The organism is Collinsella sp. AM18-10 (assembly GCF_003471585.1).
Classification (GTDB): Bacteria; Actinomycetota; Coriobacteriia; order Coriobacteriales; family Coriobacteriaceae; genus Collinsella.
Map to the genome: position 1 here is coordinate 25043 of NZ_QRJO01000011.1, position 24408 is coordinate 49450.

At 58.7% G+C, this 24408-nt stretch carries 19 protein-coding genes and 2 tRNA genes; 10 read left to right on the forward strand and 11 right to left on the reverse strand.

Annotated features, from left to right (window positions below; genetic code table 11):
- Nucleotides 1-64: 64 nt before the first annotated feature.
- Both DW211_RS07335 and DW211_RS07340 read right to left on the reverse strand, forming a co-directional pair.
- On the reverse strand, nt 65-2782 hold the full coding sequence (locus DW211_RS07335; protein WP_118260063.1) for an HAD-IC family P-type ATPase: 2718 nt from the start codon (nt 2780-2782) through the stop codon (nt 65-67).
- Between the two features lie 75 nt (nt 2783-2857).
- Nucleotides 2858-2934: transfer RNA gene (locus DW211_RS07340), tRNA-Arg, on the reverse strand.
- A 204-nt stretch (nt 2935-3138) separates the two neighbouring features.
- Here DW211_RS07340 and aroF point away from each other — a divergent pair.
- The 9 genes from aroF (at nt 3139) to glf (ending at nt 12801) form a co-directional block, all read left to right on the forward strand.
- Nucleotides 3139-4161 carry a 3-deoxy-7-phosphoheptulonate synthase gene (aroF, locus tag DW211_RS07345; RefSeq protein ID WP_118260064.1) on the forward strand — a complete coding sequence of 341 codons (1023 nt, stop codon included), beginning with the start codon at nt 3139-3141 and terminating at the stop codon, nt 4159-4161.
- Between the two features lie 3 nt (nt 4162-4164).
- Nucleotides 4165-5079 carry a prephenate dehydrogenase/arogenate dehydrogenase family protein gene (locus DW211_RS07350; RefSeq protein WP_117564237.1) on the forward strand — a complete coding sequence of 305 codons (915 nt, stop codon included), beginning with the start codon at nt 4165-4167 and terminating at the stop codon, nt 5077-5079.
- A gap of 36 nt (nt 5080-5115) precedes the next feature.
- Nucleotides 5116-6222 (forward strand): 3-dehydroquinate synthase, encoded by a 1107-nt coding sequence (gene aroB, locus DW211_RS07355; RefSeq protein WP_118260066.1) that lies wholly within the window; start codon nt 5116-5118, stop codon nt 6220-6222.
- On the forward strand, nt 6216-7535 hold the full coding sequence (gene aroA / locus DW211_RS07360) for a 3-phosphoshikimate 1-carboxyvinyltransferase (protein ID WP_118260068.1): 1320 nt from the start codon (nt 6216-6218) through the stop codon (nt 7533-7535). The genes aroB and aroA overlap by 7 nt, the downstream gene beginning before the upstream one ends.
- Nucleotide 7536: 1 nt before the next feature.
- Complete coding sequence (gene aroC, locus DW211_RS07365; protein WP_117635292.1) at nt 7537-8634, forward strand: chorismate synthase; 1098 nt, start codon at nt 7537-7539, stop codon at nt 8632-8634.
- A gap of 43 nt (nt 8635-8677) precedes the next feature.
- Nucleotides 8678-9823: a prephenate dehydratase gene (gene pheA, locus DW211_RS07370; RefSeq protein WP_118260070.1), complete on the forward strand. Its 1146-nt coding sequence runs from the start codon at nt 8678-8680 to the stop codon at nt 9821-9823.
- On the forward strand, nt 9824-11074 hold the full coding sequence (locus DW211_RS07375; RefSeq protein ID WP_118260072.1) for a shikimate kinase: 1251 nt from the start codon (nt 9824-9826) through the stop codon (nt 11072-11074).
- A gap of 86 nt (nt 11075-11160) precedes the next feature.
- Complete coding sequence (gene aroQ, locus DW211_RS07380) at nt 11161-11598, forward strand: type II 3-dehydroquinate dehydratase (RefSeq protein ID WP_118260074.1); 438 nt, start codon at nt 11161-11163, stop codon at nt 11596-11598.
- Nucleotides 11599-11676: 78 nt separating this feature from the next.
- Entirely contained in the window at nt 11677-12801 is a 1125-nt protein-coding gene (gene glf, locus DW211_RS07385) for a UDP-galactopyranose mutase (protein ID WP_118260076.1), read from the forward strand.
- 155 nt (nt 12802-12956) lie between these two features.
- Here glf and DW211_RS07390 read toward each other — a convergent pair.
- From DW211_RS07390 to DW211_RS07400, 3 genes are all read right to left on the reverse strand, one after another.
- A tRNA-Arg gene (locus DW211_RS07390) sits at nt 12957-13033 on the reverse strand.
- A gap of 53 nt (nt 13034-13086) precedes the next feature.
- Nucleotides 13087-13854 carry an ABC transporter ATP-binding protein gene (locus tag DW211_RS07395; protein WP_117635297.1) on the reverse strand — a complete coding sequence of 256 codons (768 nt, stop codon included), beginning with the start codon at nt 13852-13854 and terminating at the stop codon, nt 13087-13089.
- Nucleotides 13855-13866: 12 nt separating this feature from the next.
- Nucleotides 13867-14712: an ABC transporter permease gene (locus DW211_RS07400; RefSeq protein WP_233540971.1), complete on the reverse strand. Its 846-nt coding sequence runs from the start codon at nt 14710-14712 to the stop codon at nt 13867-13869.
- Between the two features lie 161 nt (nt 14713-14873).
- On the opposite strand from DW211_RS07400, the gene DW211_RS07405 reads away from it, so the two are divergent.
- Nucleotides 14874-15803, forward strand: coding sequence for a glycosyltransferase family 2 protein (locus DW211_RS07405; protein WP_118260080.1), 930 nt, complete (start codon nt 14874-14876; stop codon nt 15801-15803).
- 31 nt (nt 15804-15834) lie between these two features.
- Here DW211_RS07405 and DW211_RS07410 read toward each other — a convergent pair whose 3' ends face one another.
- The 6 genes from DW211_RS07410 to rfbA form a co-directional block, all read right to left on the reverse strand.
- On the reverse strand, nt 15835-17676 hold the full coding sequence (locus DW211_RS07410) for a glycosyltransferase (RefSeq protein WP_118260082.1): 1842 nt from the start codon (nt 17674-17676) through the stop codon (nt 15835-15837).
- A 32-nt stretch (nt 17677-17708) separates the two neighbouring features.
- A complete protein-coding gene (locus DW211_RS07415; RefSeq protein ID WP_118260084.1) occupies nt 17709-18896 on the reverse strand; it encodes a LicD family protein in 1188 nt (395 codons plus the stop codon).
- 99 nt (nt 18897-18995) lie between these two features.
- Nucleotides 18996-20876: a glycosyltransferase gene (locus DW211_RS07420; protein WP_118260086.1), complete on the reverse strand. Its 1881-nt coding sequence runs from the start codon at nt 20874-20876 to the stop codon at nt 18996-18998.
- 111 nt (nt 20877-20987) lie between these two features.
- A complete protein-coding gene (locus DW211_RS07425) occupies nt 20988-22436 on the reverse strand; it encodes a sugar nucleotide-binding protein (RefSeq protein WP_118260088.1) in 1449 nt (482 codons plus the stop codon).
- Between the two features lie 14 nt (nt 22437-22450).
- Nucleotides 22451-23473 (reverse strand): dTDP-glucose 4,6-dehydratase, encoded by a 1023-nt coding sequence (gene rfbB, locus DW211_RS07430; protein WP_118260090.1) that lies wholly within the window; start codon nt 23471-23473, stop codon nt 22451-22453.
- Between the two features lie 24 nt (nt 23474-23497).
- Nucleotides 23498-24397 (reverse strand): glucose-1-phosphate thymidylyltransferase RfbA, encoded by a 900-nt coding sequence (gene rfbA / locus DW211_RS07435; RefSeq protein ID WP_118260094.1) that lies wholly within the window; start codon nt 24395-24397, stop codon nt 23498-23500.
- Nucleotides 24398-24408 lie beyond the last annotated feature (11 nt).

The following is a 24408-nucleotide window of genomic DNA, read 5'->3' on the forward strand; positions in this document are numbered from 1 at the left end:
GAGCATAACATCGCCACGGCCCCACAGGAGCAAGGCACCAATTCAACATCGCCAGGGCGCGTAGCTACTTCTTCTTTTTGCTTGGCATCGAAACTTTGATGCCTTGGGCGGACTTGGTTACGCGGGAGCGCTTGGCGCCCGTGGGCTTCTTTTTCTTGGGCTGGGCCTGGGCCACGCCCTCGAGTGCGCGGGCCTCGGCCTCACGAACGGTGCGAGCTTCGCGGCGCTGCGCCATGTCGGCGGCGACGCGCTTGGCAAAACGCTCCGCCGTCGAACCCGTCGAGCTCACCTTGCCGCCACCGCGACCCAGGCGGACGCGAACACCGCGGCCAAAACCAGTTGCGGCATGACGACGACGCGGCTTGAGCGAATCCATCATCGTGGCGAGCTTAAAAAACACCGAGCAGGTAAAGACCACGACGGCAGCCAAGATAACCATCTGGCCCATTGTCAGGTTGGCAATAGACAGCAGCTCCGGGAATCCGATAACGCCCACCAGGATGCCGGCGACTACAAACACAAAGAGCACCACACGTAAGGGCGTGAGAGGCTGCGAGATGCGCCAGATCAGGCTGACGCTCGCCGCGCACGACGTAAGCAGGCACATCGTAGACAGCGTGAGCTGGCTAAAGCCAAACACCCGCGCCACAAAGATATCGAGCGCTGCAGCCAAAATGACCGCAATCGACGCCGGCAGTGCCCGCTTGAGCACGTTCGTCAGGAACGATCCCTTCACGCGAGCATTGTTGGGCTCCAGGCCCAACACAAAGCCCGGCGCGCCAATACAGAAGAAGTTAATGAGCGTCATCTGGATGGGCTCGAAGGGGTACGGCGGCAGCGCGATGCACAGCGCCGCCAAGCCCATCGAGAACAGCGTTTTGGTCAGGAACAGCGCCGCGGAGCGCTGCAGGTTGTTGATGGAGCGACGGCCCTCGGCCACCACGGCGGGCATCGAGGCAAAGTCGTTGTCGACGAGTACGATCTCGGCCACGTTACGCGCGGCGTCGGAGCCAGCCGCCATGGCGACGGAGCAGTCAGCCTCCTTGAGCGCTAGCACATCGTTAACGCCGTCGCCCGTCATGGCCACGGTGTGCTCGCGGCGCTTGAGTGCCTGCACGAGCTCGCGCTTCTGCTGCGGGGTCACACGACCAAAGACATGGTAGCGGTCCACTGCGGCATCGAGCTTGGCCGGCGTATCGAGCGTCGTGGCGTCCACATAAGCGTCAGCCCCCGGCACGCCCACCACGCGCGCAATCGACGACACCGTACGCGGGTCGTCGCCACTGATCACGTTGAGGGTCACGCCCTGCTCGTTAAAGTACCCGATGGTCTCGGTGGCCGAGGTGCGGATCTCGTCGCGAATGGTCACAAAGCCCACGGGCTCGGCCTCGCCCACCATATCGCCATCGGGCGTAAAGCCGTCCACGCAGGCCACCACAAGCACGCGGCAGGTGTCGGCAAGTTCGGCCACGCGGTTCTCGACCTGCGAAAAGGCGCGCTCTGAAAGCACAAATTGCGCCGCGCCCATCACATAGGAGCCCTGCGCAAACGAGGCACCGCTCCACTTTTTGGACGACGAGAACGGAATGACCGACAGCGGCTCAGACACCTCGACCGGGCGGTCGGCGTAGTAGTTGAGCAGCGCCTGGCAGGTCTCGTTGGCATCGGCCGAGGTCGCACGTGCGACGTTAGCCAGAGCAAAATCGAGCACCGTGGTATCGACGGGAACGGCGGCGTCGCCCTCCCCCGCACCCATACCCTCGACCGGCAGCGGATAGGTACCCTCGACCTCCATGCGGCCCGACGTGATGGTGCCCGTCTTGTCCAGGCACAGCACGTCGACGCGCGCGAGCGTCTCAATGCAGTAGAGCTGCTGCGCGAGTACCTTGCGGCGGGCCAGGCGCACCGTGGCGATGGCGAGCACCGACGAGGTCAGCAGCACCAGGCCTTGCGGGATCATGCCCAGCAGCGCGCCCACCGTGGACAGCAGCGCCGACGAAGGCACATGACCAGCCAACAGCTCGGAGAAGCACCACGAAAGCGCGCTATTGCCTGGGGTTCCCGCGGCATCCCACAGCTCGCTCACGCTCGAGGCAAACAACGCCAAACCGAGCGGGATCATGATGATGCTCGCAAAGCGCACGATGGCGTTAAGCGCGTTCATGATCTCGGAATTGACCTTTTTGACGTACTTGGCCTCGTTATTAATTTTGGCCACGTAGTTGTCGGCGCCGACATGGATCACGCGGGCGCGCAGCAGACCCGAGTCGATAAAGCTGCCGCTCATGAGCTCGGAACCGGGCTGTTTCTTAATAAGATCGCTCTCGCCCGTCAGCAGGCTCTCGTTCACGAGCGCCTCGCCCGAAACCACCACGGCGTCAGCGGGGATCTGGTCGCCGCGCCCCAGGCGGATGATGTCGTCGAGCACGATCTGGTCCAGGTCGAGCTCCACCTCGGAGCCGTCGCGCACCGCGATGGCCTTCTTGGAGGTCAGCAGCGTGAGCTTATCGACCATCTTTTTGGAACGCATGGACTGAATGACGCCAATAGCGGTATTGAGGAACACCACGAACAGGAACGTCAGATTCTTAAACGAACCGGTCAAAATGACCAGGAACGCCAAGATCACGTTGATCAAATTGAACAGCGTGCAGAGGTTCTCGATGATGAGCTCCTTGACCGACTTGGTCTTGAGCTCCATGTTGCGGTTGATCTTACCGGCGGCGATGCGCTCCTCGACCTCGGCGGTCGAGAGTCCGCGCTCGATATCCGTTGCTGCCATACCACGTCCCATCACGTCGCGTCGGTATAAGAAAACCGCCCGGACCATGCGAGGTTCGGACGGTCTCACGTTCGATGGTGCCCCATGTTGGATTCGAACCAACGGCCTTCTGCTCCGGAGGCAGACGCTCTAATCCCCTGAGCTAATAGGGCCAACGCTTGGCATTATACCCAAGTGCACCACGGGCTATCAAAATAAAAGAAAAAGCTTTGCAATTCCGAGGAAGACGCGGCTCAACGGCCCACTTTAGAAGGCAAAAGCGAGTCAGATAGTATAAACTCTCATGCACCATATGTACACGGCTCGCGATGCGGGCCGTTTTTGCAAGGGTTATCCATCGAGGTGAGAGGCACACCATGATTGCAATTTTAAAAGAGAGCGCCAGCGACGAGGCCGTCAGCCATATCGTCAGCTGGATTGAGAAAAAGGGCCTGAAGACCGACGTCTCGCGCGGCGAGAACGAGACGATCATCGGCCTGGTGGGCGATACGACCAAGATCGACCCATTCCTGCTCGAGTCCATGGACGTCGTCGAGCGCGTGCAGCGCGTCTCCGAGCCGTTCAAGCGCGCCAACCGCAAGTTCCACCCCGAGGACTCCGTCATCGACTGCGGCCACGGCGTACATGTAGGCGGCGATCAGTTCCAGGTCATCGCCGGCCCGTGCTCCGTCGAGGGCGAGAACCTCATCCGCATCGCCCGCCGCGTGAAGGCCGCCGGTGCCACGATGCTGCGCGGCGGTGCCTACAAGCCCCGCACTTCCCCGTACGCCTACCAGGGCATGGGCCCCGCCGGTCTGGACCTGCTGTGCGAGGCGTCTGCCGAGCTCGACATGCCGATCGTCACCGAGATCATGGACCCGCGCGACGTGCAGGTCTTCCTGGACAAGAAGATCGACGTCATGCAGATCGGCGCCCGCAACGCCCAGAACTTCCCTCTGCTCAAAGAGGTCGGCAAGACCAAGACTCCGATCTTGCTTAAGCGCGGCATGTCCGGCACGATCGATGAGCTGCTCATGGCCGCCGAGTACATCATGAGCGAGGGCAACGACAACGTCATCCTGTGCGAGCGCGGCATCCGCACCTTCGAGACCCGCACCCGCAACACCTTCGACCTCAATGCCGTGCCGGTGCTGCACCACCTGTCGCACCTGCCCGTCGTCGCCGACCCCAGCCACGCCACCGGCTACACCCGCTACGTTGAGCCCATGGCGCTCGCCGCGACCGCCTGCGGTGCCAACGGCCTAGAGATCGAGGTCCACGACGAGCCCAGCCGCGCATGGTCCGACGGCGCTCAGGCCCTCACCCCCGATCAGTTCGACGACACCATGCGCCGCATCCGAGCCATTCGCGAGGTTGTCTGCCATGAGACCATGGAGTAGCCCATGGGTACAGTGAGAAACGCGCGCGTTAACCAGGGCGGCCCCAAGTGCGCCGGCATCGTCGGCCTGGGCCTCATCGGCGGCAGCTTTGCCCGCGGCTATGCGCAGGCGGGCGTCCGCGTGCTGGCCTGGGACCCCGATGACGATGTCATGACGGCCGCCAGCATGGGCACTGTCGCCGGAGAGCTTAACGACAAGACGCTCGGCGAATGCGACATCATCGTCCTTGCCTGCTATCCCGAGGCATGCATCGAGTGGCTCGAGGCGCACGCCCAGGCGCTCGCCGACGCCACCGACACCGAGGCCATCATGGGCCCCGTGGTGATCGACACGGTGGGCGTCAAGGGCATCGTGTGCGAGCGCGCCTTTGAGCTAGCCCGCGAGCACGGCTTTTACTTTGTGGGCGCGCACCCCATGGCGGGCACGCAGTACTCGGGCTATGCGCACTCCCGCGCCGACCTGTTCCAGGGCGCCCCGCTCGTGCTCGTACCGCCCGCGGTGGACGATGCGCTCAAACTGGAGCTTTTGGGCCAGGTGCGCGAGATGGTACGCCCCTTGGGCTTTGGCAAGTTCAGCGTGACCAGCGCCGCCGAGCACGACCGCGTCATCGCCTTTACGAGCCAGCTCGCGCACGTCGTTTCCAACGCCTATGTTAAGAGCCCGACCGCTCAGGTCCACCACGGCTTTTCGGCCGGCAGCTACCGCGATCTCACCCGCGTGGCGCACCTCAACCCGCAAATGTGGTCCGAGCTCATGATCGACGACGCCGACGCGCTCGCCTTTGAGATCGACCATCTGATCGAATCGCTTGGCGCCTACAGCCGTGCGCTCAAGGACCGCGACCAGCGCTATCTGGAGAATCTCCTTGCCGAGGGCGACCGCATTAAGCGCGCACTCGACGACGAGGCCTCCCACTAGACAACCCATCACGCCAGGTCGAAAGGACCGAAGCTTATGGCGATTACCATCGATATCGACACTGCACGCCCCTACCAGGTGCATGTTGGCACGTTTTTGCTGGAGCAGGCGGGACCGCTCGTGCGTGCCACCGCCGGCGGCACCAAGGCCGTCATCGTGACGGACACCAACGTGGGCCCGCTCTACCAGATGCCCGTTAAGCAGAGCCTGGAGGCGTCAGGCTACGAGGTGAGCATCTGCACCTTCGAGGCCGGCGAGGCCCATAAGCGCGCCGAAACCTATGTTGCCATTTTGGAGTTTGTGGCCGAGCACGAGCTTTCGCGCTCCGACGTGATCGTGGCACTCGGCGGCGGCGTCGTGGGCGACGTGGCGGGCTTTGTGGCCGCCACCTACATGCGCGGCTGCAAGTTTGTGCAGATCCCAACGAGCCTGCTCGCCATGGTGGATTCGTCGGTGGGAGGCAAGACCGCCATCGATCTGGCTGCCGGCAAGAACTTGGCCGGCGCCTTTTGGCAGCCGAGCGTGGTTATCGCCGACGTGGGGTGTCTGGCCACACTCACGCCCGAGCAGTTCGCCGACGGCTGCGGCGAGGTCGTCAAGCACGCCGTGATCGCCGACCCGGAGCTTTTCGCCGAGCTGGAGAAGACCCCGCTCACGCTGGAGCTGCTCAACCGCGATGTGGCCCGCGTAGCACTCATCATCGCCCGCAACATCGACATCAAGCGCGCCGTGGTCGTCGCCGACGAGCGCGAAACCAACCAGCGCAAGCTCCTCAATTTTGGACACAGCGCCGGGCACGCCGTCGAGGCCTGCGAGCACTTTGAGCTCGGACACGGCAACTGCGTTTCAATCGGCATGGGCATCATCACGCGCGCCGCGGCCCTGCACGGCACTTGCGATGCTGCACTGCCCGATCGTATTGAGGAACTCTGCGCCCGCCATGGCCTCAAGACCCGCTGCGACCTAGATGCCGATACCGTCTTTGCCGAGGCGCTCCACGACAAGAAGCGCGCGGGTGACACCATCGATCTAGTGATTCCGCACGGCATTGGCCGCTGCAGCATCGACCGCACACCGCTTTCCACTTTCCACGAACTCATTGCCGAGGGCCTCGGCCAGAAGGGAGACGCATCCGCATGCTAGCCCGCATCACCCCGTCCCCGCTCAAGGGCACCGTTCCCGCCATCGCGTCCAAGTCGATGGCGCATCGCCTGATCATCTGCGCTGCGCTTGCCAACGGCGAGACACACGTCACCTGCAACACCACCTGCGCCGACATCGAGGCTACGGTGCGCTGCCTTACGGCCCTGGGTGCTCGCATCGAGACCGTCGAGGACGGCTTCCAGGTCCACCCCACCATGAAGAGTGTTGAGTTTGGCCTGCTCAAGGCCCTTGCCGGCAGCACGCTTGACTGCGATGAAAGTGGATCCACGCTCCGCTTTATGTTGCCCGTCGCCTGCGCGCTGGGCGCAGAAGCAACTTTTGTGGGTCAGGGGCGCTTGGGCGCCCGCCCGCTCTCCCCGCTCTCGAACGAGATCATCGCCGCCGGCTGCGACCTACAGGGTCTGGGCGGTTTTCCGCTCAAGACGAGCGGCCGCATGCGCCCGGGCACCTTTGTGCTTCCGGGCAACGTGAGCTCGCAGTACATCTCGGGCCTGCTGCTGGCAGCCCCGCTGCTGGCCCAGCCCTCCTGCGTGCAGGTAACCGGCCTCATCGAGAGCCGCCCCTACATCAACCTGACGATACAGGCCATGAAGGCCTTTGGCGTCGAGGTCAACGTCGAGCGCATTCCGGCCAAGGACGGCCAGCCCGAGGTCACGAACTTCCGCGTGAGCAGTGGCTCGTACCGCACGCCCGGCAGCGTGGCCGTCGAGGGCGACTGGTCCAACGCCGCCTTTTGGCTGTGCGCCGGCGCCATCGGTACCGACCCAATCACCGTCGAGGGCGTGTCGCTAAGCTCCGCACAGGGCGACCGTAACGTGCTTGCCGCGCTTTCGCGCTTTGGCGCCCGCATCGTGCGCTCCACCAACGCCGCCACCGTGCAGTCCGACAAGCTCGCCGGCTTTGAGATGAGCGCCCACGACATTCCGGACCTGGTGCCCGTCATCTCGGCCGTGGCCTCGCTGGCACAGGGCCGCACCTTTATCCGCGATTGTGCCCGTCTGCGCATCAAGGAATCCGACCGCTTGGTCACCACCACCCGCGAGCTCACCGCGCTGGGCGCGCAGGTGCGCATTGCCGGCGACGACCTCATCATCAAGGGCGTCGACGCCTTTACCGGCGGCGAGGTCGATTCGCACAACGACCATCGCATCGCCATGATGGCCGCTATCGCCGCGAGCCGCGCCACCGGCGAGGTCGTGATCCACGGTGCCGAGGCCGTCAACAAGTCCTATCCCGATTTCTTCGACCACTACCGCCTGCTGGGCGGCAAGGTCACACTCGAGGAGGAATAGCATGTCCTCGACCTTTGGCAACGTCTTGCACTTAAGCATCTTCGGCCAGTCGCACTCCCCCGCCATCGGCTGCTCCCTCGATGGCATCCCGGCGGGCATCGCTGTTGACCAGGAGCGGCTGCAGGCCTTCCTTGACCGTCGTGCCCCCGGTCGCGACGAGACCGCGACCAAACGCCGCGAGGCCGACGCCGCCCACATCATCGCCGGTGTGGTCGATGGACATACCACGGGAGCACCCATCGCCGCGATTATCGAGAACACCAACACGCGTTCAAAGGACTATTCCGAGCTGCGCCGCAAGCCCCGCCCCGGACACGCGGATTTTCCGGCGCGCGTGAAGTATCACAACATGCACGATGTCGCTGGTGGCGGGCATTTCTCCGGCCGCCTGACGGCACCCCTGTGTATCGCCGGCGGCATTGCGCTGCAGGCACTCGAGGCCCGCGGCATTAACGTGATGGCGCACGTCGCGCAGATCGGCGGCATCTCCGACCTGCCGATGGACGATATGGTCTATCGCGAGGCCGACCGCAAGGCGATCCTAACGAACGATCTTCCTTGCATTGACGCCGCCGCAGCCGGCCGCATGCGTGAGGAGATCCTAGCCGCGCGCGACGAACTCGACAGCATCGGCGGCATCGTGGAGTGCGGCATTTACGGGCTTCCCGCAGGCATCGGCGACCCCATGTTCGACGGCATCGAGAACCGCATCGCGCAGATCGCGTTTGGCATTCCCGCCGTAAAGGGCGTGGAGTTTGGCATGGGCTTTGCCGTGGCCGCCATGCGCGGCAGCGAGAACAATGATCCGTATCGCATCGATGCCGAGACCGGCGAGATCGAGGTCGAGTCCAACAACGCCGGCGGCATCCTGGGCGGTATTTCGACCGGCGCGCCCGTCATGTGGCGCATGGCCGTAAAGCCGACGCCCTCCATTGGCCGCGAGCAGCAGACGGTGGACATGGACGCTATGGAAAATGCCGAGCTCTCGGTCCACGGCCGCCACGATCCCTGCATCGTCCCCCGAGCTGTCCCCGTAGCCGAGGCGGCCGCCGCCCTTGCCATCTGGGACGCCCTCCTCGAAGACGCCGCCCAGCGCTAACTACCCACCCCTCAACATCCCCCGACACGTGAAAGGGGTCTCCATGGACCTTGCTGACATCCGCCAGGCCATCGATGGCATCGACACCACGCTCCTCAACAGCTTTGTCGAGCGCATGGACATTGCCACCGAGGTCGCCAAGTCTAAAATCGAGATGGGCAAGGCCGTCTTCGACCCCGCCCGTGAGCGCTCCAAGCTCAACAATCTCGCCAGCCGCGTGCCCGAGCGCTACGAGGCCCAAGCCATCACCCTGTTCCGCCTCCTCATGAGCATGAGCAAGGCCGAGCAGCAGCGCTACATCAACGAGCTCAAGGGCATCACCGTCTCACAAAAGGCCCACGCCACGGCTGCAGCCTTTGACACGCCTTTCCCCCAGACGGCTAGCGTCGCCTGCCAGGGCGTCGAGGGCGCCTATAGCCAAATTGCCGCGTGCAGGCTCTTCGACGTGCCCGACATTGCGTTCTTCGAGACCTTCGAGGGCGTTATGCGCGCCGTGCGCGACGGCTTCTGCGAGTTTGGCGTGCTGCCCATCGAGAACTCCACCGCCGGCTCAGTCAACGCCGTCTACGACCTGCTCGCCCAGTTCGACTTCCACATCGTGCGCTCGCTTCGCCTCAAAATCGACCACAACTTGCTCGTCAAGCCCGGCGCCAAGCTTGCGGACGTGCACGAGGTCTACAGCCACGGCCAGGCCATTGCCCAATGCGCCGGCTTTATCGAGGCGCACGACCTGCACGCCACCAAGTACCCCAACACGGCCATGTCGGCCGAGATGGTCGCCAGCTCCGAACGCACCGATGTTGCCGCGATCGCATCGCGCAGCTGCGCCGCACTCTACGGCTTGGAGGTGCTGGAGCCCAACATTCAGGACTCGGACAACAACTACACGCGCTTTGTCGTCATCAGCCGCGAACCGCGCGTCTATCCCGGTGCCAACCGCACCTCGCTTATGATCACCACGGCTAACGAGCCGGGCGCGCTCTATCGCGTACTCGAGCGCTTCTACGCACTCAACATCAACCTCATTAAACTCGAGAGCCGCCCCATCCCCGGTCGCGACTTTGAGTTTATGTTCTACTTTGACCTGGACTGCCCCTTTGGCAGCAAGGCCCTCGACGACCTGCTCGACTCGATCGACGACGTATGCGAGAGCTTCACCTACTTTGGCAGCTACACGGAGGTGCTCTAGATGACCGATACCGCCGCAACCCGCCCCTACGGCGTGCTGGGCCGTGTGCTGGGCCACAGCTACACGCCGACCATCTACAAAGAGCTCGCTGGGCTCGAGTACGTGCGTTTTGAGCGCGAACCCGAGGACCTCGCGGCCTTTATGACGGGCAATGAATGGGAGGGTACCAACGTGACCATCCCCTACAAGCGCGCCGTTATGGAGTATCTGGACGAGCTGAGCCCGCTCGCCGAGCGCATGGGAAACGTCAATACCATCACGCGCCTGCCCGACGGCCGTCTGCGCGGCGACAACACCGACTACTTCGGTTTCCAGTGTCTGGTCGAGGAGCTGGGCGTTGAAGTTGCCGGCAAGAAGGTCCTCGTGCTTGGTGCCACCGGTGGTGCCGGCACCACGGCAAGCATGGTGCTCGGCGATCTGGGCGCCGCAGTCGTGCCCGTGGGCCGCACGAGCGAGGTCAACTACGGCAACATCGCGCAGCAGTCCGACGCCGCCTTGCTCGTCAACTGCACGCCTGCCGGTATGTTCCCCCACTGCCCTGACGCGCCTTGCACACTCGAGGGGCTCGATGCGCTCGAAGGCGCTATCGACATTGTCTACAACCCCGCCCGCACGGGCCTGATGCTCGAGGCTGAGCGCCGCGGCATCCCCTGCATCGGTGGCCTACTGATGCTCGTGGCCCAAGCGGCACAGGCCGTCGAGCGCTATACCGGCCAAGTCACCCAACGCAAGCGCATCCTGGACGTAACGGAGCACTTGTCACGCCGCGAACAGAACATCGCGCTGATCGGCATGCCGGGTTCGGGCAAAACCCGCGTGGGCGAGCAGATCGCCCTGCTCACGGGTCGCGAGCACATCGATCTGGACCGCGCCCTCGAGGAGCGCCTGGGGATGCCCTGCGCCGACTATATCGTCGAGCGCGGCGAGGCGGCCTTCCGCGAGCAGGAAACGGCGGCGCTGGCCGACATCTCCAAGCGTAGTGGCCTGGTGCTTTCCACGGGCGGCGGCGTGGTCACGCGCGACGAAAACTATCCGCTGCTGCACCAGAACAGCCAGATCGTGATGCTCAACCGCAAGCTCGAGGAGCTCGCCCACAAGGGCCGCCCCATCACCGCCCGCGACGGAATCGATAAGCTGGCTGAACAGCGCATGCCGCGCTACCGCGCCTGGGCCGACTACATCATCGACTCACGCGACTGCGCCGCCAACACCGCGGCTACCGTCCTCGACACCCTTCCACCAGCCCTCTAGCAAAAACCACCACAAAGGGGACAGTGCACCTTTGAGGTGGTTTTCCGTTCCGCCTCACCGCCCGCCCAACCACAAAGGAAACAACCATGAAAGCATTCGTCATCAACGGACCCAACCTCAACATGCTCGGCATTCGCGAGCCGGGCATCTATGGCAGCGACAACTACGACCGCTTAGTGCAGATTTGCCAGGAAGCGGGCGCTGCACAGGGCTTCGACGAGGTCGATGTCTTCCAGTCTAACCACGAGGGCAGCATCGTCGACAAGATCCAGGAGGCATACGGCAAGGTCGACGGCATCGTCATCAACCCGGCTGCCTACACGCATACGAGCGTCGCGATCCTCGACGCCCTCAAGGCTGTCGCCATCCCCGCTGTGGAGGTCCACATCAGCGCCGTCGAGACCCGCGAGGACTTCCGCCAGGTGAGCTACGCACGCCTGGCCTGCTTCGCCACCATTACGGGCGAAGGCCTGATGGGCTACGCCCACGCGCTGGAACTGCTGAAAGAGTATCTGCTACACTAATCCATGGGACTAAATAATCAGGTTTGTTTGTCCCAAAGCTTAAGTAGCTGTCCAATTGACATACAAAGGAGCATATCCATGTCCCAGTACGATTACCTAGTCGTCGGCGCCGGCCTCTCTGGCGCCGTCTTTGCCAACGCCGCCAAGCGCGCCGGCAAGTCGGTCCTGGTCATCGACCGCCGCGACCACATCGCCGGCAACATCTACACCGAGGACGTCGAGGGCATCCAGGTCCACCGTTACGGCGCCCACATCTTCCACACCTCCATGAAGGACGTCTGGGACTACGTCAACCGCTTCGCCGAGTTCAACAACTACGTCAACTCGCCGGTAGCCAACTTCCACGGCAACATGTACAACATGCCCTTCAACATGAACACCTTCGCCAAGATGTGGCCGGGCGTCGTCACGCCGGCAGACGCCAAGGCCAAGATCGCCGAGCAGGTAGCCGCCGAGAACATCGGAGAGCCGCAGAACCTGGAAGAGCAGGCGCTGTCCCTTGTGGGCCGCGACATCTTCGAGACGCTCGTGAAGGGCTACACCGAGAAGCAGTGGGGCCGCGACTGCCGCGACCTGCCCGCGAGCATCATAAAGCGCCTCCCCTGCCGCTTTACCTACGACAACAACTACTTCAACGACCGCTACCAGGGCATCCCCATGGGCGGCTACACCAAGATGGTCGCCAACATGCTCGAGGGCGTCGAGGTGCGCTGCGGCGTGGAGTACAAGGAGCTGGCCGCCGCCGAGCCCGATATCGCCGCCAAGACGATCTACTGCGGCCCCATCGACGCGTTCTACGACTTTAAGCTGGGCACGCTGGAGTACCGCAGCCTGCGCTTTGAGACCGAGACGCTCGACGAGCAGGACCACCAGGGCGTGGCCGTGGTCAACTACACCGAGCGCGAGGTCCCCTACACGCGCATCATCGAGCACAAGCACTTCGAGTTCGGCACGCAGGACAAGACCGTCATCACTCGCGAGTACCCGGCCGACTGGAAGCCCGGCGACGAGCCCTACTACCCCATCAACGACGCCAAGAACGAGGCCCTCTACAAGCAGTACGAGGAGCTGGCTGCGCAGGAGGGCGACGTGGTCTTTGCCGGTCGTCTGGGCGGCTACAAGTACTACGACATGGACAAGGCCATCGCCGCAGCCTTCGAACTCGTCCGCAACGAGCTGGGCGTGGAACCGACTAAGGCGTAGGGAGCTCGACGACTCGAGACCGACAACCAAATTCGCAAGAAGCAATAAGCCCGGTGCAGCGATGCTACACCGGGCTTATTGTTGAGGGAGAACTGCACGCCCACATGCAAAAAAAACAAAGACCCGGCATTAAACCGGGTCTTCAAAAACTCTATTGGTGCTCCATGGCGGATTCGAACCGTCGACCTTGGGATTAGAAGTCCCCTGCTCTATCCAACTGAGCTAATGGAGCGTAAAGCCGGGCATCCAAGCGGGTGCAAGTTCGCACGGCAAATAAATTATAACCTACTTGAACTGGTCGTGGTACGCCTTGCAGACCTCGTCCACGGGACCATCCATGCGCAGGTCACCCTTCTCGATCCATACGGCACGTTGGCAAATGCGCTCAACCTGCTCCATGGAGTGAGAAACGAACAAGACCGTGACGTCGCCACTCTCAATAAAGTGCTGAATACGGCGCTCGCATTTCTGCTGGAAAAAGACATCGCCAACAGAAAGCGTCTCATCAACGATGAGAATATCGGGCTCGGTAATCGTAGCGATAGCAAAGGCGATACGCGCGACCATACCCGACGAGAAGTTCTTCAAGGGCATGTCAACGAAGTCTTTAAGCTCGGCGAACTCAATAATCTCGTCAAAACTAGCGTCGATAAACTCCTTGGTATAGCCAAGCAGCGCACCGTTCAGATAGATGTTCTCACGAGCCGTAAGCTCCGGGTCAAAGCCAGCACCAAGCTCAATCAGCGGCGCAATATTGCCGTGAACCTTAACCTCACCTTCGCTGGGCTCCAAAACGCCAGCGATGATCTTGAGCATCGTAGACTTGCCGGAACCGTTAGTACCAACAAGGCCAATGACCTCGCCGCGATGCACATCAAATGAAATGTGCTTAAGCGCACGGAATTCCTCAAAGAACAGCTCATGTTTTGCGAGCTTAATAAAATACTCTTTGAGGTTCGTAAGCGACTCGGACGCCATGTTAAAGATCATGGTGACGTCTTTGACCTCAACAGCAAGGGGCTGCTTGCTGTAATCAATAGCAGATTCAGTCATGAGCAGCACTCCTTAGATGTAGAGGATAAACTTGTGCTCGGTCTTGTGAAAGACGGCGTAACCAATAGCAAGAGCAAGAATAGCCCAAACAACACACAGCCCAAAGGTAAGCGCAGAAGGCACGGTATTAAACAGGAAGATATCACGCATAAACTGGAGGTAGTTGTACATGGGATTCACAACCACAAGGACCTGGATCCAATGTGCCATTTGGCTAATGAAGTCGGTTGTCCAGAAAATCGGCGTCAGATACATCCAGGCCGTGATAACAACGGTCCACAGGTGCATAACATCGCGGAAAAAAACCGCCAGCGCAGACAGCATCATGCCCAAGCCCATGCAGAAACACATGAGCAGGAGCAAGCAAACCGGCAGCAGAATTAAATGCCAGGTGGGAAGCACGTGGAACCAAAGCATAACCAAGGCGACGGCAACCAAAGAGAAGGCGAAGTTAACGAGCGAGAACAGCACCTTCTGCACCGGAAAGACCCAACGGTGCACCTTAACCTTCTTAAGCAGAGAGGAAGCCCAAATGATGGACATAAGCGCTTGGTTCGTCGATTCGGACATGACGGAGAACGTAATGTTACCAACAATCAGATACAACGGATACATTTCGGGCGTAATTGACCCATTGCGGCTCTGGCCAAAAATCGTCGAAAACACGATCGACATAACAATCATCATCAGCAGCGGGTTAAGCACGGACCATGCCACACCCAGAACACTGCGACGATATTTAATCTTAAAATCTTTGGTGACAAGCTGCTTAAGAATGAACTTGTCCTTTTCAAAATCATTTTTAGCGTGAGAGGCCGGTTTAGCCACCGCTTTCTGACTCTCTACGTTGTCAGCCACGGACCATCTCCTTGTCTCGTAAAACATAACAGTGGAAAGTATAGCCCTCCCACGTTGACGATAACTCACCGCAACAAATCTGGAGAACTAACCCATATCTAATCAAAGGGGCAGGCGATAGGTATACTTTCGACCCGTTGATTCATTAAAGGAGGTCCCACATGGACTATTCGAATACCGCCGTCATAATCCCCTGCTACAACGAAGCGCTGACGATTGGCAAAGTTGTCGACGATTTTCATCGAGAGTTACCCGGTGCAACCGTCTTTGTATATGACAACAACTCGTCTGATGGCACTTCACAGGTCGCCAAGCAGCACGGGGCTACGGTGCGCCACGAGCCTAGGCAGGGCAAAGGCAACGTGTGCCGCCAAATGTTCCGTGATGTCGACGCCGAATGCTATCTAATGGTTGATGGAGACGACACTTACCCCGCCGAGGCGGCAAAGGCGCTTTGCGATCCCATCCTTAACGGCGAAGCCGATATGACCGTTGGCGATCGCCTGTCAAACGGCACCTATGCCGAAGAGAACAAGAGGGCCTTCCACGGCTTTGGCAACAATCTTGTTCGCGCCATGATCAAGTGGATTTACGGCTACAGCTTTGACGACGTGATGACCGGCTACCGAGCCATGAGCAGACCCTTCGTCAAGACCTTCCCCGTTTTGAGCGAGGGCTTCCAGATCGAAACCGAGCTCTCCATCCACGCTGTCGATCACCGCTGGCGAATTAAAGACGTGCCGGTGGAGTATCGCGATCGGCCCGCAGGCTCCGAGTCCAAGCTCAACACCGTTAGCGACGGCATCAAGGTCATCGCAATGATTGGAACGCTCTTTAAAGACTATCGTCCGCTCAAGTTCTTTACCCTTATAGCGCTCATCTTCGCCATCATAGGCCTTGCCCTCGGAATTCCAATTGTTGCGGAGTACTTCCAAACCGGCTTAGTCCCCCGCTTCCCCACGGCCATACTTGCGGCCTCATTCATGTTCCTGTGTGGGTTGAGCCTAGCAACGGGACTAATCCTCGACTCGGTTGCGAAGGTCGAAAGAAAACAATGGGAGCTACAAGCCTATAAAACCTATTCAAAATAAGAAGAGGTCCGGACTTAATCCGGACCTCTTCTTATTTCAGACCTAAATACTGTTCCCAGAACTCTCGCGAAGTCATGTACGGCATGGCATCTTTCCACGCCCCCCTGACGCTCTTGCCTTCTTTACGATATCGCGTCATCAGTTCGTGCTCTCGGCGCCGAATACTCTTGAACCGCAATCGATCCATCGTACGGACCGACCCCTTCTCGCGAGTCGGATCCAGAAAGACCAACGTCATGCAACGCGTCGAGTTGCCCTCAAGCGTACAGCTGCCGTTCTTGACCACATAGCCGGGCTTTCCGCGCAACAGCGCATCGGGAAGATAGTGCTTGTCGTAAGGAATAGATCTCCAGTACTTCATAAATTTCGAAGGATGGAATTCCAGATTAACATTAGCGAGCACTTGTTCCGTAACCCCAGCCTTGCGAAGAAGCTCTGGATCCATTTCGGAAACAGGAATCAGCTTTTCGTTTAACTTACCCTTGCCGATCATCGTCGCGGCGCCATCAAGCTTCTGGAGATACTCAGGGCCGCGCAGATAGTCCTCAAAGCCGTCAAGGATAAACTCAGCAGCCTGATAATCCATATCGCGCAAATTCTGACGTACCCCTCGCTGAATACGAAGGACAAACATCTTCTCATCAGCACAATCATCGAGAGCAATCATGGCACAGAAGTTGCGGAAATATTGATAACAATCCACCGAAGCCCTGAAACGCCCCTCAAAGCTTGCATGCCACACACAAATGCAATTCATGGTCATGTAGACAGGCTTATTGCGCATGCCAAACTCAACGTCGTCACAGCGGATAAAGAAAGGCATGGGAAGACCGTTCTTTTCGATAGCCTTCACCGGAATACAGCTATACCACCAGGCTCCGTAAGCCTGGTCAACCTCGACGTTTGTGCGTTCATTTTCGAGGATGTCAGCCAGCTTGCCAACATTCAAGTCCTCTTTTACGCGACGATAGGCACCAGTGGTCGCCACATACGAAACATCCTCGAACTGACGAGTAGGGTCCTCCATTGAGAGCATGGCGCCGTTAATAAAGGCATCCTTATACTTGCCTTTAGCAAGAGAGAGGAGATTGAACGTGCGGATCAAACTCTCGGGCATAATAGAGACATCGTCATCCATCAAAATGATGTGAGTGTACTGATCAGGAGTTTCAGTAGCCGCCATCATTCCACGTGCGAATCCTCCCGAACCGCCCGTGTTGGGGTTCGGGAGCACGGTGACCAGATCATCGGAAAGCGATGCAAAATCGAGCGTCTGCCCATTGTCGACGACAAACATGTGGAAGTGGTCGCGAATAGGACCGTCCTCTTTGGAGATGCCCGCTTTAACGAGTTCAATATTCGGAAGAATGTACTGCTCATTCCTAAATGTAGTAGTAGAAAGAGCAAGATTGATCTGGTTAATTGAATCCTCAGGAACATCAGTCAGATAAGAGGCGTTCAAGAGGCCTACGGAATAGCCCTCATCACTCTCAATCCTAAAACCGATCAAGTCGTAACCGGTTGTATCGATATCAATATCGAGAACGCAAGGAACAACTTCATCGCCATCAAAAGGATTCGATTTAAGCTCGACAGGATTCAGCTCGCTAGATCTCACTCCATGAACGACAACCCGGCCCCTGCCAAATAAAGCCATATGCAAGACAACGCCGTCAACAGATGCATACTGATGCCATTTGCCAGCAGATAAGCCATTCACATACGTCAGAAAGTCAACATTTCCATTGATATGAAGTGAATGAAAATCGTCACTATATGAGGTATCACCGGAGAGCACGCGATAGTAGAGTTCGGGAAAATCCTTTGCATGCTTTTCAACTTCAAGTACAACATTCGCAAGTTTAAACTGCATTTTAAATACCTTAATCAAAGCCGTTGTAACTACTAATTACATTCGTCGACAAACTTTGCCATCGCGGAGCGAACATCGGGATCAGACAAAACATCCTTTGCAAAATGATCATGCCCACAGATGTCCATTGGCATGTAAGGCCATCCAGGATAGCAATCATCAGCGACCCTTTCCGCTTTCGCGGGAACCAAAAAAGAGAAGCTGTCAAACGGATGCTTTCTTACGGGAAGGATATCGTTGCGGTCCCAAATTATTTTACGTTTAGGGGCATCAAAAATGTTATCAATCGCGTATGCAAAATCACCACGAGACTCATCGGTTAACAAACCTAGATCATGAGCCTTTTCGTTAAACGAATCGAATACGCTCTGGACAAGATCAATCTCCGCAGAAGAAACAACTGTTCTCTGAGCTTCCAAGTCAACATCTCCGCACTGCACGCTAAGACCACTGTGTGGATGAACCATCCAAGGATTATCTTTCCAAAAACTAAACTCACGTTCATTTTTGTCAAAGAAATCCATAAGCTCAATTCTGAGTTGCCTAAGTTGATCGTTCGCGCGCTTGGAATTCTCGGCCGCCCGGTCGTAAATCGAAATGTCCACAAAACAAGGTATAAGCGAATTAGTTGAACAAAAGCGAACTTGACGACACTTTACAAACCAGTCATATACGAGGGTGATTTGATATTCAGGGTCGTCTATTAAAGCGGCAGTGAGCTTATCCACATCGGACCTAAGCATGCAGATATCAATATCGTCGTCCCAAGGAATAAAACCCGATCGAGACAAGGTGCCAACAAGAGAACCATAAGAAAGCCAGTATTGAATATTATTGGCAACACAAATCGCGTCTAGCTTACTCATCAAGGCCGCGTTTGCCTGCTGCATCAATCGAATATCACCCTCGGCGTCGGGTAATGCATCAAAGATTTTGCAACGGAGCTCAAAAGGGGTGAGATCGGGGTACGCACGTCGCGCTAACAATTCAAAGCGAAGCCTCATTTGTTCTGACAGACTTTGTTGGCGTTGCTTGAGCAATTCAATTTCTGGAAATAGCCGAGTATCGAATTTGTAATTGATATTCATATTGATACCGTTATCGGCCTGCTCAATACGTGCGAAAACCTCGTCAAAACGACGGTCCATATCCTCATGCATAGCATGCAACGATCGGGATGAGCCAGGGAGGATCTTTTTAATAGTAGAAAGCAAGGACATGGCTTAACCTTCGCAACGACAAACAATGAACGAAGCACAATTATTCATATGATACAAAAGAATGAGTGGGTCCCACCTTGAAACCCACTCACATGAAGACTAATCCGACGCCTCTTTCAAATACTGTTTCCAGAAATCGATCGAAGTAAAGACATCTCTATACGAAGCGTATTCGGTATAAATCTTATCTTTGTTACGCTTGAATTCCTTCTCGGCTTTACGAAAACGACTCCAAACCTCTTTGAATCGCTTCTTATCCATATGTCTAATGGCACCCTTTTTATTAGGCATATCTACCACAATAAGCGTGTCAACATCCCTGATTTTACCTGCAGGATAAACCCATCCCGCAGCGTCGATGACAGCAACTTTGTCTCTGCGCTTAGCGGAGTCGTTAACAAAACGGTGGCCATTAATGGTCAGATAATCCTTAAATGCCTGGAGCCTAGACCTGTCGCCCCCAAGGCTCAAATTGCCAAAAGTCAGTTGCGTCAAGTCGACACCCAGTTCTAACGCCTGAGGGATGAGCTGCTCGATGGGAATCAACTGTTCCCTTTCACGATTTGCCGCCATAAAGCGGGATTCAGCGACAGGATGAGAAATCCACTCGGGACCTCTCAAAAAATCTTCAAGACCTTTTACGGCAAGAGCAGCTTCATCGTAATTAAATTTCTTCAAGTCGAGCTCAACTTCACGACGAATCTCATAAAGAAAATCAGAGAGAGGCGCAGCGCCAGTTGTCGCCTGACTGATTAGCGTATTTCGGCTTACCTGATAACGCTCCACGGCAGCACTATACTTAAACTTAAAGGAATTATGCCAAACGCAAATACCATTCATGGACATGAACTTGGGCTTGCAGCGAAGCGCGTACTCGGCGTCATCCGAACGAACAAATAAAGGCAAAGGCAGCCCCTCGCGCTCAATCGTTGCGGTAGGTATAACGCAATACCACCAGCCAGCATACTGTTGGGCAGTGTCCTCATAAAGGCCAGTTGGGGCCTTATATATCTCGGTCTCAACGACATCATGAAGTGAGGTCATATAGCCTGCAGGCTTAAGGGGAGAAAAAGTTCCCTTAGCAGTAAAGAACCCTAAATCCTCGGTACGCAAATTGGGCTCTTCCAAGCTCATCATGGCACCCGATAAAAAGGCCTCAGCATATTCTTCTTTGAGAAGAGAGAGCAGGTTGAAAGTGCGGATAAAACTCTCGGGAAGAACCTCGACATCATCGTCCATCAGAAGAACATGAGTCGCTTTAGGATTCTGCTCAAGTGACTCAATCATCCCCCGAGCAAAACCACCAGACCCGCCAACATTAGGATTTGGATGAACAGTAACACGCGATGAATCCAGGTTTGCACTATTCAGCGAACGGCCATTATCAATAATGTGTACGTGGAAATGATCAGCAATCTCTTCATCAGAATCAAGAATGTTCTTTTGTAAAAGAGATGCGTTACGGACAATATAGTCTTCTTTTTTAAACGTAGTAGTTGCAAGCGCTAGCTCAACTGGATGAATATCCAGTTCTTCACAATCGCAATAATAATACGCATTCCGAATATTAACAGGGCCTTCAGTACTGATATTAAAAGCGTGCAGAATCTCTCCCTCACAAAGGGAGAGTTCGATTTCAGCTGTACTCCATTCATCGGATCGTTGCAAACTAACCGCAGAGCCATCAATTGTAGAAGGATTCCAAGAATAATTATTTGCATACGTCTGCTGAAGCGTTAAGGCGGAGCCGCAATACTCGATATGAAGATAAAACGCCTTTGCAGTAGTGTACTTTCGCCACTTATAAATGGATAGCGCATTAAAATATGTTGTGAAATCAACATTGGTCGATTTCATGATTTCAATAGCGTCATTCGAAGTTGGAATAACAAGACCCTCCGTTGCCCTATAGCAAAGCAATGGATACTGCAACATCGCATCAGATCCGTTAAAAATCAAATTTGCAAGTTTAAAATGCATTGAAAACCATCCAAAAAATTCCTGGTGCAACTTGGCAAAATGGCATAAATGCCCATGGCATTGTTTGCATTCTCACTGATTTTAAGAATGCAAACAATGTACTAAAGGCATCTAATCAAAATGAAGTTTTAGCTCTTCCTCCCAGTCGGGCATTCGGAAGCCGACCGACTCGAGCTTGGAAAGGTCGAGCGCGGAGTGGACCGGGCGCGGGGCGATGGGGCCCTCGGCACTCGCGTAGTAGTCGGCGGTCGAAACCGGCACGACCCTGTCGCCGTTGCCGTTGGCGGCCTCGAAGACGGCGCGGGCGATGTCCGCCCAGCTCTTCACGGCGCCGGAGCCGGTGCAGTCGTAGGTACCGTAGGGGGCGTGCGTCCCCAGCACGTGGAAGATGGCCTCGGCCATGTCGCGCGTGAAGGTCAGGCGGCCCAGCTGGTCGTCGACGACCGTGACCTGCGCGAGCCCGTCCTCCGGGTCGGCGACGCGGTCGGACAGGCACTTCATCGTCTTGACGAAGTTGTGTCCCTCGCCGATGACCCAGGAGCTGCGCATGATGTAGTGGCGCGGGCACCCGGCCACGGCGATGTCGCCGGCGGCCTTGGTCTGGCCGTAGACGGACAGCGGGGAGAACGGCTCGTCCTCGTCGTGGACCTCGGCCGTGCCGTCGAAGACGTAGTCGGAGGACACGTGGACGAGCGTGATCCCGTGCCCGGCGCAGACGCGGGCGAGAAGGGCGGGGCCGGTCGCGTTGGCCTTCCAGGCGATGACACGGCCCTCGGGGGTCTCCGCTTTATCCACGGCCGTGTAGGCGCCGCAGTTGATCACGGTGCCGTAGAGCGACCAGTCGTACTGGGAGTAGGCCTCCGGGTCGGACATGTCGAAGGTGTCGATGTCGCAGAAGTCGAAGTCCTTGGCGACGCCGCGCTCCTCGGCGAGCGCGCGCACCGCGCGGCCCAGCTGGCCGTAGCAGCCGGTGACGAGGGTGCGCTTCGGCGCCATGGGGACGACGTCCCTGAGCATCGGGTGGTTGAGGTCGGCCTCGGAGACGGTGGCCTGGTCCAGCGGGATCGGCCACTGGATGGCGAGCTCGGGGTCGGCGAGGTTCACGAAGGTGTAGGTCCTCTTGAGCTCGAGCGACCAGTGGGCGTCCACCAGGTAGGTGTAGGCGGTGCCGTCCTCCAGGGCCTGGAAGGAGTTGCCCACGCCGCGCGGGACGTAGATGGCCTTGGAGGGGTCCAGGGTGCAGGTGAACACCTTGCCGAAGGTCTCGCTGCCCTCGCGCAGGTCCACCCAGGCGCCGAAGACCGAGCCGCGGGCCACGGAGATGAACTTGTCCCAGGGCTCGGCGTGGATGCCGCGGGTGACGCCGCGGCTGTCGTTGTAGGAGACGTTGTTCTGGACGACGCGGAGGTCCGGGATGCCCAGGGCGCACATCTTGGCGCGCTGCCAGTTCTCCTTGAACCAGCCGCGCGAGTCGCCGTGGACGGCGAGGTCGACGACCATCAGGCCCTCTATGCCGGTCTCGGCGGCGGAGAGGTCCTTCTCGAATGCGATGTCTGCCATAGATCTATCCCCTCCTACTGCCCCTGAGCCCTATACCTGGCCTCGGTGGCCTCCTTGGCCGGGCGCCACCAGGACTCGTTGGCGACGTACCAGTCGATCGTCTGCCTCAGGCCCCCGGCGAAGTCGGTTTGGGCCGGCCTCCAGCCCAGCTCGCGCTGGAGCTTCGTGCTGTCGATGGCGTAGCGGCGGTCGTGGCCGGGGCGGTCGGCGACCCAGTCGAAGTCCTCGGGGTCCTTTCCCATGGTCTCCAGAATCATGCGCAGCACGGTGATGTTGTTCTTCTCGCCGTCGGCGCCGATGAGGTAGGTCTCCCCCATGCGGCCCTTGGTGAGGATGTCCCAGACGGCGCTGGAGTGGTCCTCGGTGTGGATCCAGTCTCGGACGTTCTCGCCGCGGCCGTAGAGCTTGGGGCGGACGCCGTCGATGATGTTCGTGATCTGCCTGGGGATGAACTTCTCCACGTGCTGGTAGGGGCCGTAGTTGTTGGAGCAGTTGGAGATCGTGGCGCGCAGGCCGTAGGTGCGGGTCCAGGCGCGCACGAGCATGTCGGAGCTGGCCTTGGTCGAGCTGTACGGCGAGGACGGGTGGTAAGGCGTCTCCTCGGTGAACTTCGCCGGGTCGTCGAGCGCGAGGTCGCCGTAGACCTCGTCGGTGGAGACGTGGTGGTAGCGGACGCCGTACTTCCTCACGGCCTCCAGCAGGCGGAAGGTTCCCTCGACATTGGTGCGCAGGAACGGCTCGGGGTCGGCGATGGAGTTGTCGTTGTGGCTCTCGGCGGCGTAGTGCACGATGGCGTCGTGGCCGGGGACGATCCTGTCCAGCAGCTCGGCGTCGCAGATGTCGCCCACGACGAGCTCAACGCGGTCGGCGGGCAGCCCGGCGATGTTCTCGGGGTTGCCGGCGTAGGTCAGCTTGTCCAGGACGGTGACGTGGACGCCCGGGTGGTTGTTCACGACGTAGTGCACGAAGTTGCTGCCGATGAAGCCGCAGCCGCCCGTGACGATGATGTTCCTGGGCTCGAAGAGCTCTTCAGACATGTTTCTATCTCCCATTGGATCGGATTAGTACTCGCGCGGGCTGTTGACGATCTCGCCGGCGGCGACCTTCTTGAGGTGCCGGCCGTAGACCGACTTGCCGTAGGCCCTCGCGGCCTCCTCGAGCTCGGCGGTCGTGATCCAGCCGTTCTCCCAGGCGATCTCCTCGGGCACGGACACGGGAAGGTCCTGGGAGTGCTCCACGGCGCGGACGAACTCAGCGGCCTCATGCAGGCTCTCCATGGTGCCGGTGTCGAGCCACGCGTACCCGCGGCCGAGGGTGACCACGGACAGCGTCCCCTCCTCCAGGTACATCCGGTTGAGGTCGGTGATCTCCAGCTCGCCTCGGGCCGAGGGCCTGACCTCGTGGGCCTTGGCGGCGACGTCGCCCGGGTAGAAGTACAGGCCGGTGACGGCGTAGGAGCTCTTGGGCTGGGCGGGCTTCTCCTCGATGGAGACGGCACGGCCCTCGCCGTCGAACTCCACGACGCCGAAGCGCTCGGGGTCGTCCACGTGGTAGCCGAAGACCGTGGCGCGGCCCGACTCGGCGTTCTGGACGGCGCGCGTCAGGTGGCGCGACAGACCGTTGCCGTAGAAGATGTTGTCGCCGAGGACGAGGGCGCACGGCTCGCCGTCGATGAAGTCCTCGCCGATGGTGAAGGCCTGGGCCAGGCCGTCGGGGCTCGGCTGCTCGGCGTAGGAGAGGTTCACGCCGTAGCGCGAGCCGTCCCCGAGCAGGCGCTCGAAGTTGGGCAGGTCGGTCGGCGTGGAGATGACCAGGATGTCCCGGATGCCCGCCAGCATGAGGGTGGACAGCGGGTAGTAGATCATGGGCTTGTCGTAGACCGGCAGCAGCTGCTTGGAGGTCACGAGCGTGAGCGGGTACAGGCGGGTGCCGGACCCGCCGGCGAGGATGATGCCTTTCATTCAATCACTTC